We start from the raw sequence: 15,651 nt of genomic DNA on the forward strand, positions 1-15,651 counted from the left end.
CCCTTCAGCTGTAGAGGTCGTGGCCGTACCGCGCGGCCAGGTCCCGGTAGGCGTTCGCGAAGGTCTCCGCGCTCAGCCCGGTGGTCGGGGTGGCGGCAGTCGGCGCGCCGAGTGAGTCAAGCGCCACCCGGGTGCGGCGGGCCGCGTCCCCCAGCTCGATCTCCCGGATCAGGCTCGCGCCGGACTCCGCCGCGGCCTTCAGCGACGTGAGGTGCGCCTGGACCTCACGGTCCAGCTCGGCCCAGAGCGCGTCGGCCCGGTCGCCCTGCAGCCGTGCGGCCAGCACCGCGGGGGAGTCGGGCGGCAGCCCGGCGTCGTCGTGCCGGTCGATGCCGTTCCAGATCTCCCGGAGCCGCTGCCGCTGTACGAGCGCGCCGGCCAGATCCCGCACCGCGGTGCCGAGCAGCCGCTCGGTGTCGCCGTCCAGATTCAGCACGGCCCGGTCGGCCCAGATCCGCTCCGCCAGCCGCAGCCCGCGGTGGAGGTCGTGCCGGTCCTCGTCCGAGGTCAGCACGTGCACGTCGTCGGCCGGGGAGTGCGCGGCAGGCTCTCCGGCCCGCCCGCGCAGTGCGCTGGTCATCGCCGTGAGCATCGCGCGGGCATTGAGACGGGGCGCGGACGCGTCGCGCGCACCCGGGCCGGTCGCGGTGCCCGTGCGCAGGACGGTCGAGGTGCCCGTGCGTGGGCCGGACGCGCCGCGCGCACTAGGGCCGGTCGCGGTGCCCGCACCCAGGCTGGTTGCGGTGCCGCCTCGGACCAGGGTCGCGAGCCGGTTGGTGCGGTGGTAGGCGACGCCGGTCCAGGCGAACGCGGCGAGCAGCGCCAGGCAGGCGACCCGCGCCGGGACCAGCAGGTCCGCGACGGTGAAGACCGCGCACAGCAGCCCCAGGCCCAGCACGGTGACGACCCGCGTGGTGAGCAGGCCGCCGTGCCGTCCGAGCCGGTCGCCGGCTGGCATGGTCACCTCGACCAGCCAGCCCCGCCGGGTGCGCTTGCCGCCGGGCACGGAGACCGGCCGGGCGGCCACGACCGTGCGGTCGGCATCCGACAGCAGCCAAGTATGCGATGCCACCGGAACCTCCAGACACGATCGACCAACACGAGTGCCGGTCAATCGACGCCGGGTGCCGCCCCGGTAGACCTTGTGGTCTGGCTCACAAACGCACAGGTTCGGTAAGTCGCTGCAACATGGCCTCGTCCGGTGAGCCGGGCGCCGCGGTCAGGATCACGACTTTCAGCTCCGCGTCGCCGTCCGTCACCACGTCGCAGTCGACCTGGATCGGACCGTCCGGGTGGTCGACGATCTTGTGTTCCTCCCGGTGCGCCGCCACGCCGCCCTCCGCCCAGAGCGGGGCGAACCGGGCGTTGCTCTCGGAAAGCGCCCTGATCAGCGCGGTCAGCCGGCGGCTGTGCGGGAACCGGCCGGTCGCGCGGCGCAGGTCGGAGACGATCGCGGCCTCGACCGAGCCGCCGGTCAGGGAGATCACCCGCCGGTGCGAGATCCGCGGGCGGCCAAGGGCGGCCGGGGCGGCCGGGGCGGCGGCGGGTGGGATCGCGCCGCCGGAGAACTCACCGTCCGGCAACCCGGCCAGCGAGCCCGCACCGCCTCGAAGCGGCCCCGCGCCGGTCAAACCGCCGGTCAAAGCGTCAGGCGAACCGCCGGTCAAAGCGTCAGGCAGACCGCCGGCCAGACCGCCGGCCAGACCGCCGGCCAGACCGCCGGCCAGACCGCCGGCCAGACCGCCGGGCGAACCGCCGGCCAGACCGCCGGGGGAACTGCCGGTCAAACCACTGGGCGAACCGCCGGCTAGACCGCCGGGCGAACCGCCGGCTAGACCGCTGGGCGAACCGCCGGGCGAACCGCCGGCCAGACCGCCGGGTAACGCGTCGGGCGGGAATGTGTCGCGGGCGAAATTGCGCAGTTCGGGCGGGGTCTGCGCCGGATCGCCGAGCAGTGCCGCCCAGGTGGCGTTCCACCGGATCAGCTGCCAGTCCGCCGCGAAGATCGCCACCGCGGCACCGCCGAGCCGGTCGACCATGCGGGCCAGGCCGGCCGGAACCCGGTCGGAGATCTCCCCACCGGACGGCGGGACCAGGCCGGCCAGCCGGTGCAGGTGGTCGCGCTCGGCGCCGGTGAGCTGCAGCGCCCGGGCCAGCGCGCTCACCACCTGCGCGGACGGCGTGGCGAACCGGCCCTGCTCCAGCCGTACCACGTAGTCGACGGAGATGCCGGCCAGCTCGGCCAGTTCCTCCCGCCGCAGGCCGCGCGCGCGTCGTACCCGGCCGTTCGGCAGGCCCACGGCGGCGGGGGAGAGGCGGTCGCGCCACGATCGCAGCGTCACGCCGAGTTCGGTCATGAGTCGATTGTGCCGCGCACGGCGTACCCCATGGTGGTAAGGATCTTCTCTGGTTGGGGGTCTGAACTGCGCGAACGATGGTGGCATGACCATCACCTTCATCACCGGGGCCAACAAGGGCCTCGGCCGCGAGACCGCCCGCCGACTGATCGAGGCGGGACACACGGTGCTGCTCGGCGCGCGTGACCCGGAGGCCGGCGCGGCCGCGGCAGCCGACCTCGGTGCCCGTTTCGTCCAGATCGACGTCACCGACGACGAGTCAGTGGCGAAGGCCGCCGCCGATGTCGAGGCGCACGAGGGTGCGCTCGACGTCCTGATCAACAACGCCGGCATCCACGGTCAGTTCGGCGACCCGAGCGGGCTGACCGGCGCGGACGTGCTGACCGTGCTTGACGTCAACGTGGCCGGCGTGGTGCGGGCCAGCACCGCGTTCCTGCCGCTGCTGAAGCGTTCGCCCGACCCGGTGATCATCAATGTGACCAGCCGGATGGGCGACCTCGGGGCTACGCACGACCCGTCCCGGCCCGAGTCCGGCGCGATCGCGCCGACCTACTGCGCGTCGAAGGCCGCGCTGACCATGCTTACCGCGCAGTACGCGAAGGCGCTGCCCGGCATCCGGATCAACGCGGCCGACCCGGGCTACACCGCCACGGACCTCAACGGGCACAGCGGGCACCAGACCGTCACCGAGGGTACGGACGCGATCGTCGCGCTGGCCACGGAGGGACCGGGGCACCGGTCCGGGCGGCTCGTCTCCCGCGACGAGGAGGTCGTTTGGTAAGACGGGAAAATCGCCCATTGATGGGTAAGTCGACCACCCGCAGGTGATTTTCTGGATCTTGTTGATCGCACCGGACCCGAGCCGCGTATCTCCAGCAGACGGCCCCTTCTGAAGCGGGCGCGGACGACTGTTGGGGGTAGAGGGAACAGTGGCGCAGGGACCGCCGACGACCTCATGGGTACGGTACGACGACGCCGGAGGGGGCGCACGCCGCTCCCGAGGCGGCGACAGCGACGGGTATGACGACCGCACCGGCTACAACGACCGCACTGGCTACGACGACCGGGGCGGTCGCGGCGCCCGCGACGACCGGGGTGGCTACGAGACCCGCGACGACCGGGGCGGCTACGAGGCCCGCGACGACCGTCGGTACGACCAGCCGACCACCGCCTGGGAGGCCGGGTCCGGCGCGTACCAGCAGCCCGGTGACAGGCAGGCCGGTGGCTACCAGACCGGCGGCTACCAGCAGGTCCGCGGCTACGACAAGGGCGAGGGCGGCGGCGCTCAGCCGTGGCGCCGCCAGCCGCCGGACGCCTACGAGGACGCGGCCGCCGCCGGGCGCTACCGCAACGACGCCCGGACCGTGGACGCGCCCGGTGACGAGCCTGCCAACCCCTTCAGTGGCAACCGGCTCTTCACCGTCCTGCTGTTCCTGTCCGGGCTCGGTGCCAGCGTCTCGCTCTGGATCTTCGACACGCAGCCGGGCGCGATCAACGACCTGCCCACGCTGATGCTCGCGGTCGGCCGCGTCACCGGGCTTATCGGCGGCTACCTGCTCTTCATCCAGCTGCTGATGATGAGCCGTGCCTCGTGGCTGGAGGACTGGGTCGGCGCCCGGGACCTGCTGCGCTGGCACCGCTGGCTCGGCACGTCGCTGTGTGTGTCAGTGGTCGCGCACATCGTCTTCATCGTGTACGGCTACGCGCTGACGGCCGAGACGGACGTGGTGTCGCAGACCTTCACGATCATCACCACGTTCCCGAAGATGGTCGAGGCGCTTGCCGCCACCGTGATCATGATCTTCATCAGCCTGATCTCGATCCGTGGGCTGCGGCGGCTGCTGCCGTACGAGATCTGGCACGGCCTGCACCTCAGCGCCTACCTGATCCTGCTGCTCGGCTACGGCCACCAGGTCGCCAGCGGCGCGGATCTCAGCGGCCGGTTCGCGTCCGTCTTCTGGCCGAGCCTGACCGCGCTCGTCATCTCCGCGGTGGTCTGGGGCCGGGTCGTCGAGCCGCTCTGGATGAACCTGCGGCACCGCTTCGAGGTCGTCGAGGTGGTCAACGAGGGCCGCAACAGCTTCAGCGTCTACGTTGACGGCCGTGGCCTGGAGAGGCTCGGTGCGCAGGGCGGCCAGTTCATGCGCTGGCGCTTCCTGGCCGGCGGCGCGTGGTGGCAGTCGCACCCGTTCTCGCTCTCCGCCGCGCCGAACGCGCAGTGGCTCCGTCTCACTATCACCGCTGTCGGGGGCTACACGGCGAACCTGAAGGAGCTGCAGCCCGGCACGCGCGTGTGGCTGCAGGGGCCGTACGGCACGTTCACCGCGGAACGGCGTACCCAGAAGCGCGGGCTGCTCATCGCGGGCGGCAGCGGCATCGCGCCGATCCGTGCGCTCCTCGAGGACATGCCGGCCGGGACGATCGTCATCTACCGGGCCAGCCGCCCGGACGAGGTGGTGTTCCGCGACGAGCTGGAGGAGCTGGCCCGCAAGCGCGACGCCCAGGTGTTCTACGTGGTCGGCTCGCGCACCGAGCCCGGCCCGCGGCGGCTCTTCACCACCGACGGCTTGCGCGAGCTGGTGCCGGACGTGGCGAACCGCGACGTCTACCTGTGCGGGCCGCCCGGCCTGGTCGAGGCCGCTGTGGAGACGCTTCGCGACCTCGAGGTGCCGAAGGGCCAGATCCACCTCGACCCGTTCGAATTCTGACCCGGCTGAGCACCGAGCCCGTTGAACCGTGTGGACGCGCCTCCCGTACCCCCTGGTGACCTTGTTTTGACGTTAAGGAGATCGTCCGGTGCGACGCAGTACCGCAGCAGTCCTCGGCACCCTGACCGGCGTTGCCATGATCGCCGGCGTCCGGATGACAGTGCCCACGCAGATCGTGCCCGTCGCGGAGACCCCGGCCGAGGACGCGGCGGCCGACGCTCCCGAGGACGACGCTCCCGCGAACGACGCTCCCGCGGCGGGGAAGAACGATGACAAGAACGGCGCCGCCCCGGCCGGTGACGAGGACGAGGACGGCGGGGACGGCGGTGGCGCGGCCGCCGGCGGCCTGACCGACGGCACGTTCAAGGGTGCCGGCGCGAAGAACGCGTACGGCACGATCCAGGTCACGATCACCGTGAAGAACGGGAAGATCAGCGCGGCCGACGCGACCTACCCGACCGCCGGCAACAGCGCCACAATCAACCCGGCCGCGGTCAAGAAGCTGAACGCGTCAGCGCTCAAGGCCGAGACCGGCGACGACGTCGACGCGGTCTCCGGCGCCACGTTCACCACCGGCTCCTACCGTGAGTCGCTGCAGTCCGCGCTGGACAAGGCGAAGGTCTGAGCCGGTGCGCCACGTCGAGCAGGTCATGGGCACGGCGGTAAGCATCGAGCTGGCCGACGACCGTCCCGCCGGCGAGCTGCGCACCCTGATCGCGGACGTGTGCGGATGGCTGCACGAGGTCGACGCGCGGTTCAGCACGTACAAAGAGGACAGTGAGGTCAGCCGCATGCGACGCGGCGAGCTGACCTACGACGGCTGCCACCCGGATCTGCGGCACGTGCTCGGCGCGTGCGCGGACCTGTGGCGTGAGACCGGTGGGTTCTTCGACGCCTACGCGGGCGGCACGCTCGACCCGTCCGGCTACGTCAAGGGCTGGTCCGTGGAGGTCGCCTCCGCGCGGCTCGCGGCCGCCGGCTGCCCGACCCACTACATCGGCGCGGGCGGCGACATCCGGGCCCGTGGCGACCGTGCGTGGCGGATCGGCATCCGGCACCCGTGGCAGGCGGACAAGCTCGCCTGGAAACTCTCGGTCACCGACGGCGCGGTCGCCACGTCCGGCACCTACGAACGCGGCGGTCACGTGATCAACCCGCGTACCGGGCGCCCGGCGGCGTATCTGCGCTCAGTCACCGTCGTCGGCCCTGACCTCACGCTCGCCGACGCCTACGCCACGGCCGCGCTCGCCATGGACGCCGACGGCCTGCCCTACCTGGAGAAACTCGCCGCCGAGGGGTACCACTCCGCCGCCGTCACCGAGGACGGCCAGGCCTTCACCTCGCCCGGCCTCCCGATCGCCTCCTGACCTGTCTTCCCGCACCGAGAACCGGCAGGCTCGTCCCGAAAACGGTGACGGGGTGTGAGGGCTCCCGAATGGACGGACTAAGATTTCTCAATGCATCTGGAGCCCGGACAACTGCGCCTGCTGTCCCTGATCAGCCGGCACAGCTCGACGTCGGCCGCCGCGAGCGAGCTGCGGATCACGCCGGCCGAGGTCGCGCAACAGCTCGCCCGCGCGGAACGCGACTGCGGTGTGCCGCTGGTCCGGCGCGGCCCGCGCGGCGAATCACTCACCGCGGCCGGTCACCTGCTCGCCCGGCACGGCGCCGAGATCGACAGGCACACCGCGCAGGCCACGGCCGGCCTCGAGGAGCTGCTCGGCCTGATGTCGATGCGGCTGCGGATCGGCGCGTCCCAGACCGCCGCCACGCACCTGCTGCCGCCCGCGCTTACCGGCCTGCGCCACCGCCACCCGGAAGCGGACCTGTCCGTCGCCGACCTGCGCACCGAGCAGGCCGTACCGGTGATCGAGGACGGTGAGCTGGACGTGGCGGTCATCGCCACCTGGGACGGCCCGCCCAAGGCCGCGGAGCACATCGCCCTGCACCCGCTGATCACCGACCCGCTCGTGGTCGTCCTCCCGGAGAGCCATCCGCTCGCCGCCACCGCCGACCCGATCGCGCTTGACCAGCTGCACGCGGAGCCCTGGGTCGCGATCGCCCCCGGCGCCGACGCCCGCGAGCACTTCGACCGCGTCACCGCCGCCGCCGGCTACCTCCCGGACATCCGCTACCAGGCCGCCTCCTACGACGTGGCCCAGGCCTTCGTCGCCACCGGCGCCGGCGTCACGCTCGCCCCGCGCCTCGCGCTCACCAACACCCCAGGCATCACCCACCGGGAACTCGACGGCGCCGGCCTCCAGCGCACCCTCTACGCCGTTACGCTCGCCGACACCCGCCTGACCCCCCTGGCCGACATCTTCCTGAACCTCCTGCACGAGGCCTCCGGCGCGCTCGCCACCCGCTGACCCCACCCCACAATCCAGAGCAGAGGCATCTTCCCACTCTGTGGGTGGTCCGGCCCGCACGCTCCCGCGGGCCCCGGTCGGCCCCGGGGGCCTCCCTTCCGGTTCCGCGGTGGCCGGGAAAAGCGGGGTGCGAGGTCTGTCCTGCGCTTGGCGGCGTGCGCCGGCTAGCCGATCACCGCACGCAGGTCGCGGATCACCTCTGACGCGATGGCCGGGTCCAGGCGGCCGAACGGCAGGTGCCGGTCCCCGGGCGCCTCGGTGACGAACGGGCCGTCGATCTTCTGGACCGGGAACCGGGTGGGATCGCCGATGACGATGCCGGGCTCCATGGTGAGCGCGACGGTCCGGCGGCCGGGCAGCGGGCGTGTGATGTCGATCTGGACGCCGCCCTCGAAGGGGTCCCCGCGCCGCCAGCCGCGCCGTTCCAGGCCGAGCAGTCGTGCGGTCTCCACCGTGGCGCCCGCGAACGCCTCGGTGCCGGTGCTGAACACCTCGCGTGCCACCTGCGGGAACGGCTGGATGATCTCGTAGTCGTCGAGCACCTCGCCCCACCCGCTCAGGTCCGTCCTGGCCGGGTGGGGCAGGCCGATCACGGCGTCGTCCGCGACGGCCAGCGCCATGTCGTCGAGGGTGGCGAAGGTGCGATCCTCCGCGACCCGGAAGACCCGCACGGTGCCGTCGGGGTGGTGGGCGCCCCAGAGCAGGCGGTGGACCACTGCCCACAGCAGCGGATGCCGGACCAGGAACCGGCCGAACTCCGCGCCGGTCCAGCGCCGGTCCTCGACCATCGCCCGTTCCAGCCGGGCGATCTGGTCGGCGGCAAGCACCCGCGCGTCCTTCTTCAACGCGGCGAACCGGGGGGACGGCGCGGTCTTCCGCCGCTTTCCGGCCGGATCCGTCACGTACGGCCGGAGCTGCTCGTCGAAGCGGACCAGGTAGCCGTCCAGGTCGAGCGAACCGTCCGCGGACAGGCCGAGATCCGGCACGATCCGGTCGGCCAGCTGCTCCTCGGTGAGGCCCCGCGCGTCGGCGAGCTCGGCGATCGTCTGCCGGGCCCGCTCCTTCAGCCCCTTGAACGTGACGCGCCGCGCGATGCCGTTCAGGTGGATCAGCGCGGTGTCGGTGCCGATCGTGGCGAGCACCTCAAGCCCGGCGACGGCCTTGGTGTGCCCGTTCTGGCCGGGCCAGGCGCGGATCACGGCGGACAGCCGGCGGACCGTCTCGTCGTCGCCGATCAGGCCGAGGCCGGTCAGCGCCCAGTCGTCCGCGGGTGGTGTGCCGGCCTGCTGCCACCGCCGGAACACCGCCCAGCCGAACTCGGCCAGGTCGCCGGTGTCAAGCAGCTCCCGGGCGATCGGCACGCCCGGGTAGACGCCGGGCCGGGAGATGGCAAGCATGGTGAGCAGGTGCCGGGCCGAGGCGGCCGGAAGGACGCCGGAGCCGTCGCGCAACCGCACGCGCGGCAGCGTCTCCGGATCGGCCCACTCCACCTGCGGGATCTTTGTGGGCAGCACCGTCAGCGGATCAGTGTCCAGGATGGACTCGATCGCGGCGGCCGCCTCCGGGCCGTACCCCCGGGCGCTCTGGGTGATCGTTGCCCGGTCCAGGATCCGGAGCGCGGTGTGCGCGGCGAGGCGGGCCGGGCCCGGTCTGCCGAGCGCGGCCGGGATCAGCGCGCGGGCCGCCGCGTCCGGGTGGCGCAGCAGCCAGGTCCGGGCGAGTCCGCGCAACGACTTCATCCGGGTGAACCAGTCGGCCATCAGCGTCGCCACCTCGGGGCTGACCAGCGGCATCAGCGTGGGCGCCGCGGCCCGGTCGCGTCGCGCGATCCGCAGCACAGCGGGCAGCGCGGCCGCACCCCACCTGGCCACGATCGGCGGCAGCCACCCGTCCGGCGCGTACAGGTACGGATCCCAGTCCACGAGCACGGGCAGGGCCGCCTCCGCCGGGCCGAACGCCAGCAGGTCCAGATCCTCCCCGTAGCCGACCTGACCGGCCCGCACGCGCGCTGTCAGGGTGGCCGGGTCGTCGATCACCCGGCCCGGCCGGAACCGGGGATCGTCGGACTCCGCGAACCGCTCCCGCTCGCCGGGCGCCCAGCGTGCCTCGGCGGGCAGATCCACGTGCAGGCCCGTGACCACGACCGGCGCGGCGGGCCGGCGAGTCACCGTCCACGGTGGATTGACAAGCACCGCGTGCAGGGCGTCCGCCGGAGCCTCCTGGGCGGGCAGCGTCGGTAGCGGCATCATGCGTCGTCTCCCGGGTTTCGGTCGGGCCGGACACCACATCGGACCCGGAACGGCGCAACTCTAACGACCGGCTGTGACAGTCCGGGGCCGCCGGATCATCTGCCGGGCGGTACAGGCTTCAAGTCGTTGTCAACACACGCACGTCACCATGGCGACCATGACGATCACCGCCGGCCCATCGGCGACCCGGAAAGGGTCGCAGATCCGGGTGCGCGACGCGCGCCCCGACGACCTCGACGGCGTGAACGCGCTGCACACCCGCTGCTCGGCCGCGAGTCGCCGGGCGCGCTACCTGACCGCCCGCACCGGGCTGCTGCCGCGGGAATGGCAGCGGCTCACCGACCCGGCCCGCGGCCACTGCCTGCTGGCGTTCGCGCCGTGGGCGGCCGACGACCCGATCGGATACGCCACGCTGTCCCACACCGGCGAACCGGGCGAACTGGAGCTGGCCGTGCTCGTCGAGGATCTGTGGCAGGAGGCGGGGGTCGGCACCGCGCTGGTCGGGCACCTGATGCGGCTCGCTGTGCGGGACGGCGCGCAGACGCTCGTCGCGTACGCGAGCGCCCGCAACGACCGCGCCCGCCGCATGTTCCAGCGCCACGGCGCGACAGTGACGGTCACGCACGGCGAGATCCAGGCGGCGCTGCCGCTCAGCCCGGCATGACCACGCTCTCCAGGATCGTGGTCCGCGCGTCGCGGGGACGCCAGCCGAGCGCCTTGGCCCGGTCGTTGTGGATGACCGGGCGCCGCGGCTCGTCACCTGGCGCCTCCTCGACTCGGCGGCCCAGCACGGCCGCGACGTCCAGATAGCTGGTCGCCGGGTCGTCGCTGACCGCAAGGAACCGGCGACCGGCGGCCTCGGGCGCGGCCATCACGCGCAGGTGCAGATCCGCCACGTCCCGCACGTCGACGATGCCGAACCGGGCCCGGGGCACGACAGGCATCGTACCGTCGCGCAGTGCCGTGATCAGTTGCAGCGACGAGCCGAGCGTGGTGGTGAGCGTGGGACCGAGCATGAACGTCGGGTTGACCACCGCCAGCTCGACGCCGTCGACCTCCCACGCGGCCCGCTCCGCGATCGCCTTCGACCGCGGGTAGGGGGCCAGGCCCGGCGTGTCCGGATCGGTCCAGTCGTCCTCGGTGAAGTCCGGGACCGCCTTGGGCGAGTAGCCGACCGCCGCGAACGACGAGGTCAGCACGGTCCGGCGGACTCCCGCGTCGCGCGCGGCCCGCAGCACCCGGAGCGTGCCCTCACGCGCCGGGACGATCAGGTCGTCCGGGTCGGCCGGCTGCGTGGCCGGGATCGGTGAGGCCACATGATGGACCTCAGCGCAGCCGTCCAGCGCGGCCGGCCACCCGTCGTCGTGAAGCAGGTCCGCCACGACCACTGTGAGCCCGGCGTCGTCCGCGCCGCCGCGCCGGACCGCCGCGCGCACGTCCGCCTCCCGGCCCGCCGACCGGACCGTGGTCCGCACGCGCCGGCCGTCCCGCAGCAAGGCGGCGATCAGATGCGCCGCCAGATAGCCGGACCCGCCTGTGACAAGGGTTTCCGTGTTGTCCATGCGGCAAGCGAACCAGCCCTCAAGCGCTTGAGGTCAAGCGTTACCGCGGCACCTGCCCCAAGGCCACGATCAACAGCATCATCCGGTACGCCTCCGGCAGGTCCCGGGCCGGGAACGAGATCGTCCGCCCACCCGGCAGCCGTTCCACGCCGGGGATCAACGTCGCCAGGTCGACTGTCGCACCCCACACGTCCATCTCGAGCGTCACCTGCCCGTCGATCCGGAACGGCTCGATCTCCGCCACCGAACGCACGGCAGCGGCCGCACCCTCGCGCAGCCGCTCACGCGCCACGGCCGGATGCAGCGTCACGGCCGCGGCCTGCCCGAGCGCCTCCTTGACCGCCACGGTCACCGTGCCCGGCGACAGCTCGGCCAACTCCGCACAGGCCGCGTCGTCACCGGCGATGAGCGCGACCGGCGCGCCGTGGTGCCCGGCCATCGCGGCGTTGAAGCCGATCTCGCCGTAGGTGCGGCCGTTCAGCCGCGCGGACAGCACGCCGTCGCTCATCGTGTGCGCCAGCACTGCCGGCCCGGCCCCGGCCCGTGCGTGATAGCCGACGAACATCACCGCGTCCGTCCGCTCGTCCAGCCCACCCAGCATGCCCAGCGGCCGGGGCCGCCCCCGCACAAGCCGCACCCGCCGGTCCAACTCCTCCGTGATGATGTTCCGGAACGGCCCGTGCGCGTCCGCGACAAGCACGTCCGCGTTCGGTGCCGCCGCCAGCACGCCCTCGATCACGGCGTTCACCTCGGCGGTCATCAGCGCCCGGCCACGCTCGTAGTCGTACCGCTCCGGGTTGGTCTCCGCCGGGTGCACCACACCGGAGACCCCTTCCATATCGGCCGAGATCAAAATCCGCATGGCGCCATTCTCACCCGAAACCATGCGCTCCTGCGCCTACCGGGAGACCGATGGGTTTCCCGGCCACCCGCGGGGCCGGGGCCCGCGGGAGCGTGCGGGCCGGGCCACGGCGGGAGTGGGAAGATCAAGATCTTGATCTTTGAGGGCCGTGGGTACGCTGCGGCGATGCGGATATTGACCTTCAACACGCTGTTCAAGGGCGATGTGCGGGCGCGGCTGCGGGTGCTCGGCGGGCTGTTGGAGCGCTCCGACTACGACATCGTGTGCCTGCAGGAGGTCATGTTCCGGCGGAGTGCGGGGCTGCTGCGCCGGATCGCGCCGAGCTACCGCCATCACGTCTACGCCGGGGCGCCGCTGTTGCGCGGTGGGCTTGTGGTGCTGTCGCGGGTGCCGATCGCGGCGCAGCGGTTCGTGCGGTACCCGGTGGCCGGTCACGTGCGCGGCGAATGGCTGATGCGCAAGGGCTTTCAGGTGGTGACGGCCGGGGAGCTGGTCGTGGTGAACACACACCTGTCCGCGAATCGGGACGACGACTGGTCGGACGGCAACCGCTACACCCGGGTGCAGCGTGTGGAGCTTGAGTTTCTCGCGTCGCGGATCGTGCGGGACCGGCCGGTCGTGGTGGTCGGCGATCTCAATGTGCCGCGCACGAAGCCGATTCTCCGGGACTTCCTGGCGGCGACCGGCCTGCGGGACGTGCTCGCCGGTGACACCCGGCCGACCTACCGGCCCACGGCGGAGTTCCCGAGGCCGCCCGCGTTCGACCACGTGCTTGTCGGCTCCGGGCTGCGCGCGAGCGCGGAGTTGGTCTTCCAGGATCCGGTGCGGCTGGCGGGCGGGCGTGCGGCGTTCCTGTCCGACCACTACGGGGTGGCGGCCGAGATCGAGGTTTGAGTACCACTACTCATGGGCTTGAGCTGCGCTTTCACGGAGGCTGTGTGAAGCGCCGGCACGGGGCCGGCCACCTCACCCCTCGGAGACGTCGCCATGAACACCTCGAAGCCCACTCCCGCGTTCGTCGGCGCGTCCTGGGCGGCGCTGCTGCTCGGCATCGTCTGCTTCGCGGCCGGCCTGTGGAACTCGGGCATGGCCCGGAGCGAGAAGGGCTTCTACGCGGCGGTTCTGGTCCTCGGCGTCTACGCCGCGGTGTCGGTGCAGAAGTCGGTCCGGGACCGCGCCGAGGGCCTCCCGGTCTCCGCGATCTACCTCGGGCTGTCCTGGGTGGCGATGGCGCTGGGCGTGGTGATGCTCGTGGTGGGCCTGTGGAGCGCCGGGATGACGCTCAGTGAGAAGGGCTTCTACGGCCTCGCGTTCGGCATGAGCCTGTTCGCGGCCGTCGCGGTGCAGAAGAACGTGCGCGACTCGCTTGCCGCCCGTGCGCAGTCGTACACCGTGCCGCAGGAGCCGTACTACCCGCAGCCGCACGCGTGAGCCGGCCGCAACCCGTCCAGCACGATCTCCAGCAGATGCCGGGAACGGCGCTCCCACTCCTCGCCCCGGTCACCGCGCCACAGGAAGGCGACAAGTAACAGCAGGTCTCCGGCTTCGACGTCGTCGCGCACCACGCCGGCGTCGCGGCCGGCGCTCAACAGTTGGTCGATCGCCGCGGTCACCGGCTGGTAGTGCTCGGTGCTCAGGTCCGCGTACGTGGCGGCGTGCAGCACCGACGCCAGCCCGTGCTTGACCCGGCCGAACGCGGCCAGCCGGTCCAGCCACAGCCGGAGCGCCGCCATCGGGTCGTGCGTGGTCAGCAGTGTCCCGGCCGCGTCGACGAGCCCTGTCACGTCCTCCCGGTAGACCGCCATCAGCAGCGCCTCCCGGCTGGGAAAGTGCCGGTAGAGCGTTCCCTGCCCGACGCCGGCCCGTTTCGCGATCGCGTGCAGGCTGACGTCGGTCGCGGCGGACAGCTCCTCCCGCGCGACGTCAAGGATCCGCGCCCGGTTCTGCTCCGCGTCCGACCGCTGGGCCATGGTCACACCCCTCTCGCTGGCTAACCGGACAACTGTCCGCTAGTGTCGGAGACGTCAGCGGACAACTGTCCGCTTGGATTCTAAGGGGTGTCTCATGTCCGGAATCACCGGCAAGGTCATCGCGATCACCGGCGCCAGCGACGGCATCGGCGCCGCCACGGCCGAGCTGCTCGCCGCCCGCGGCGCCCGCGTCGTGCTCGGCGCCCGCCGCGCCGACCGCCTCGCACAGGTCGCCCACCGAATCACAGGTGCGGGAGGTGAGGCGGCGTTCCTTCCCACCGACGTCACCCGCCGCGACGAGCTGGCCGCACTGACCGCGCTGGCCCGGTCCCGCTTCGGCCGCCTTGATGTGCTGGTCAGCAACGCGGGCATCGGCCCGATCTCGCCCTTCGCCGACCTGCACGTCGACGAGTGGGACGCGATGATCGACGTCAACCTGAAGGGCGTCCTGCACGGTATCGCCGCCGCGCTCCCGATCTTCCGTGAACAGGGGGCCGGCCACTTCGTCAACGTCGTCTCCGTCGCCGGGCTCGCGGTCCGTCCCGGCATGGCCGTCTACGGCGCCACAAAGAACGCGGTCCGCACCATCTCCGAGGGCCTGCGCCAGGAGTCGGCCGGCGCCTACCGCGTCACTGTCGTCTCGCCGGGCTTCGTCCGGACCGACTTCACCGACACCATTCCGAACGCCGAGCTCCGCGCCTCCCTCGCCGCGGTGAAGGACCGCATCGCCATCCCGGCCGCGTCCATCGGTGAGGCCATCGCGTACGCCATCGCCCAGCCGCCCGCGGTCGACGTCAACGACATCGCCGTGCGCGCCACCGCCCAGGACTGACAGGTGCGGCGGGCGTCCAACTCCCGGCGGGCGGAGATCATTCCCGGTGGGATCGGAGTGTGAAGAGTACGGTAAACCGACTGTTCCTATCTCTGATGATCGGTATGACGTCATAGTCTGCCGGGGTGACGACCGTTGACTTCTATTTCGACCCGGCCTGCCCGTTCGCCTGGATCACGTCCCGGTGGATCCTCGAGGTGCAGAAGCACCGGGAGGTCGACCTGCGCTGGCACGTGATGAGCCTGTTCGTGCTCAACGAGGACCGCGACATCGACGCCGACTACCGTGAGACGACGAACCGGTCGCTCGGCACGGTCCGGGTCGTCACGGCGGCCTGGCAGCAGCACGGCGACGCGGTGCTCGGCCCGCTCTACACCGCGCTCGGCACCCGCATCCACAACCAGGGCCGCAAGAAGGACCTGGACACGGTCATCCCGGAGGCGCTCGCCGAGGTCGGCCTGCCCGCATCGCTGATCGAGGCCCGCACCAGCGACAGGTGGGACGCCGCGCTGCGCAAGTCCCACCACGAGGGCATGGACCCGGTCGGCAACGACGTCGGCACGCCCACGCTGCACATCGACGGCGTCGCCTTCTTCGGCCCGGTCCTCAACAGCATCCCCCGCGGCGACGACGCGCTCCGCGTGTTCGACGGCGCGGTGGCGCTCGCGAGCTTCCCGAACTTCTTCGAGATCAAGCGGACCCGTACCGGCGAGCTGAACTTCTCCTGAGTAGCCCTCAGGAC

At 72.2% G+C, this 15,651-nt stretch carries 16 protein-coding genes; 10 read left to right on the plus strand and 6 right to left on the minus strand.

Annotation, left to right across the window (positions count from 1 at the left end; translation table 11 throughout):
* Nucleotides 1-4 precede the first annotated feature (4 nt).
* Both ACIA8K_RS17780 and ACIA8K_RS17785 read right to left on the minus strand, forming a co-directional pair.
* Nucleotides 5-1,072 (minus strand): hypothetical protein, encoded by a 1,068-nt coding sequence (locus ACIA8K_RS17780; RefSeq protein ID WP_396060056.1) that lies wholly within the window; start codon nucleotides 1,070-1,072, stop codon nucleotides 5-7.
* Nucleotides 1,073-1,154: 82 nt separating this feature from the next.
* Nucleotides 1,155-2,357 carry a helix-turn-helix transcriptional regulator gene (locus tag ACIA8K_RS17785; RefSeq protein ID WP_396060057.1) on the minus strand — a complete coding sequence of 401 codons (1,203 nt, stop codon included), beginning with the start codon at nucleotides 2,355-2,357 and terminating at the stop codon, nucleotides 1,155-1,157.
* A gap of 85 nt (nucleotides 2,358-2,442) precedes the next feature.
* Between ACIA8K_RS17785 and ACIA8K_RS17790 the strand changes: the two genes are divergently transcribed.
* From ACIA8K_RS17790 to ACIA8K_RS17810, 5 genes are all read left to right on the plus strand, one after another.
* The gene (locus tag ACIA8K_RS17790) at nucleotides 2,443-3,138 is read left to right on the plus strand and encodes an SDR family NAD(P)-dependent oxidoreductase (protein ID WP_396060059.1); all 696 of its coding nucleotides are present in this window, start codon (nucleotides 2,443-2,445) and stop codon (nucleotides 3,136-3,138) included.
* Nucleotides 3,139-3,286: 148 nt separating this feature from the next.
* Nucleotides 3,287-5,065: a ferric reductase-like transmembrane domain-containing protein gene (locus ACIA8K_RS17795; protein ID WP_396060061.1), complete on the plus strand. Its 1,779-nt coding sequence runs from the start codon at nucleotides 3,287-3,289 to the stop codon at nucleotides 5,063-5,065.
* 88 nt (nucleotides 5,066-5,153) lie between these two features.
* Nucleotides 5,154-5,690, plus strand: coding sequence for an FMN-binding protein (locus tag ACIA8K_RS17800; protein WP_396060063.1), 537 nt, complete (start codon nucleotides 5,154-5,156; stop codon nucleotides 5,688-5,690).
* A 25-nt stretch (nucleotides 5,691-5,715) separates the two neighbouring features.
* Nucleotides 5,716-6,432 carry an FAD:protein FMN transferase gene (locus ACIA8K_RS17805; RefSeq protein WP_396060758.1) on the plus strand — a complete coding sequence of 239 codons (717 nt, stop codon included), beginning with the start codon at nucleotides 5,716-5,718 and terminating at the stop codon, nucleotides 6,430-6,432.
* Between the two features lie 90 nt (nucleotides 6,433-6,522).
* The gene (locus ACIA8K_RS17810) at nucleotides 6,523-7,434 is read left to right on the plus strand and encodes a LysR family transcriptional regulator (RefSeq protein ID WP_396060065.1); all 912 of its coding nucleotides are present in this window, start codon (nucleotides 6,523-6,525) and stop codon (nucleotides 7,432-7,434) included.
* Between the two features lie 164 nt (nucleotides 7,435-7,598).
* Here the strand turns inward: ACIA8K_RS17810 and ACIA8K_RS17815 are convergent, their stop codons facing one another.
* Nucleotides 7,599-9,683: a DUF4132 domain-containing protein gene (locus tag ACIA8K_RS17815; protein WP_396060067.1), complete on the minus strand. Its 2,085-nt coding sequence runs from the start codon at nucleotides 9,681-9,683 to the stop codon at nucleotides 7,599-7,601.
* Nucleotides 9,684-9,840: 157 nt separating this feature from the next.
* On the opposite strand from ACIA8K_RS17815, the gene ACIA8K_RS17820 reads away from it, so the two are divergent.
* Entirely contained in the window at nucleotides 9,841-10,347 is a 507-nt protein-coding gene (locus ACIA8K_RS17820) for a GNAT family N-acetyltransferase (RefSeq protein WP_396060069.1), read from the plus strand.
* Here ACIA8K_RS17820 and ACIA8K_RS17825 read toward each other — a convergent pair.
* Both ACIA8K_RS17825 and ACIA8K_RS17830 read right to left on the minus strand, forming a co-directional pair.
* Complete coding sequence (locus tag ACIA8K_RS17825) at nucleotides 10,334-11,245, minus strand: NAD-dependent epimerase/dehydratase family protein (protein WP_396060071.1); 912 nt, start codon at nucleotides 11,243-11,245, stop codon at nucleotides 10,334-10,336. The genes ACIA8K_RS17820 and ACIA8K_RS17825 overlap by 14 nt on opposite strands.
* 40 nt (nucleotides 11,246-11,285) lie before the next feature.
* Entirely contained in the window at nucleotides 11,286-12,107 is an 822-nt protein-coding gene (locus ACIA8K_RS17830) for a M55 family metallopeptidase (RefSeq protein ID WP_396060073.1), read from the minus strand.
* 165 nt (nucleotides 12,108-12,272) lie between these two features.
* On the opposite strand from ACIA8K_RS17830, the gene ACIA8K_RS17835 reads away from it, so the two are divergent.
* Nucleotides 12,273-13,001, plus strand: a complete 729-nt coding sequence (locus tag ACIA8K_RS17835) for an endonuclease/exonuclease/phosphatase family protein (protein WP_396060075.1) — start codon at nucleotides 12,273-12,275, stop codon at nucleotides 12,999-13,001.
* A 93-nt stretch (nucleotides 13,002-13,094) separates the two neighbouring features.
* Nucleotides 13,095-13,538, plus strand: a complete 444-nt coding sequence (gene yiaA, locus ACIA8K_RS17840; protein ID WP_396060077.1) for an inner membrane protein YiaA — start codon at nucleotides 13,095-13,097, stop codon at nucleotides 13,536-13,538.
* Here yiaA and ACIA8K_RS17845 read toward each other — a convergent pair.
* Nucleotides 13,517-14,077, minus strand: a complete 561-nt coding sequence (locus tag ACIA8K_RS17845) for a TetR/AcrR family transcriptional regulator (protein ID WP_396060079.1) — start codon at nucleotides 14,075-14,077, stop codon at nucleotides 13,517-13,519. The two genes, yiaA and ACIA8K_RS17845, sit on opposite strands and share 22 nt — an antisense overlap.
* A 94-nt stretch (nucleotides 14,078-14,171) precedes the next feature.
* Between ACIA8K_RS17845 and ACIA8K_RS17850 the strand changes: the two genes are divergently transcribed.
* The gene (locus ACIA8K_RS17850; RefSeq protein WP_396060081.1) at nucleotides 14,172-14,909 is read left to right on the plus strand and encodes an SDR family oxidoreductase; all 738 of its coding nucleotides are present in this window, start codon (nucleotides 14,172-14,174) and stop codon (nucleotides 14,907-14,909) included.
* A gap of 125 nt (nucleotides 14,910-15,034) precedes the next feature.
* Nucleotides 15,035-15,637 (plus strand): DsbA family protein, encoded by a 603-nt coding sequence (locus tag ACIA8K_RS17855; protein WP_396060083.1) that lies wholly within the window; start codon nucleotides 15,035-15,037, stop codon nucleotides 15,635-15,637.
* Nucleotides 15,638-15,651 lie beyond the last annotated feature (14 nt).

This window comes from Catenuloplanes sp. NPDC051500 (genome assembly GCF_044454585.1).
GTDB lineage: Bacteria > Actinomycetota > Actinomycetes > Mycobacteriales > Micromonosporaceae > Catenuloplanes.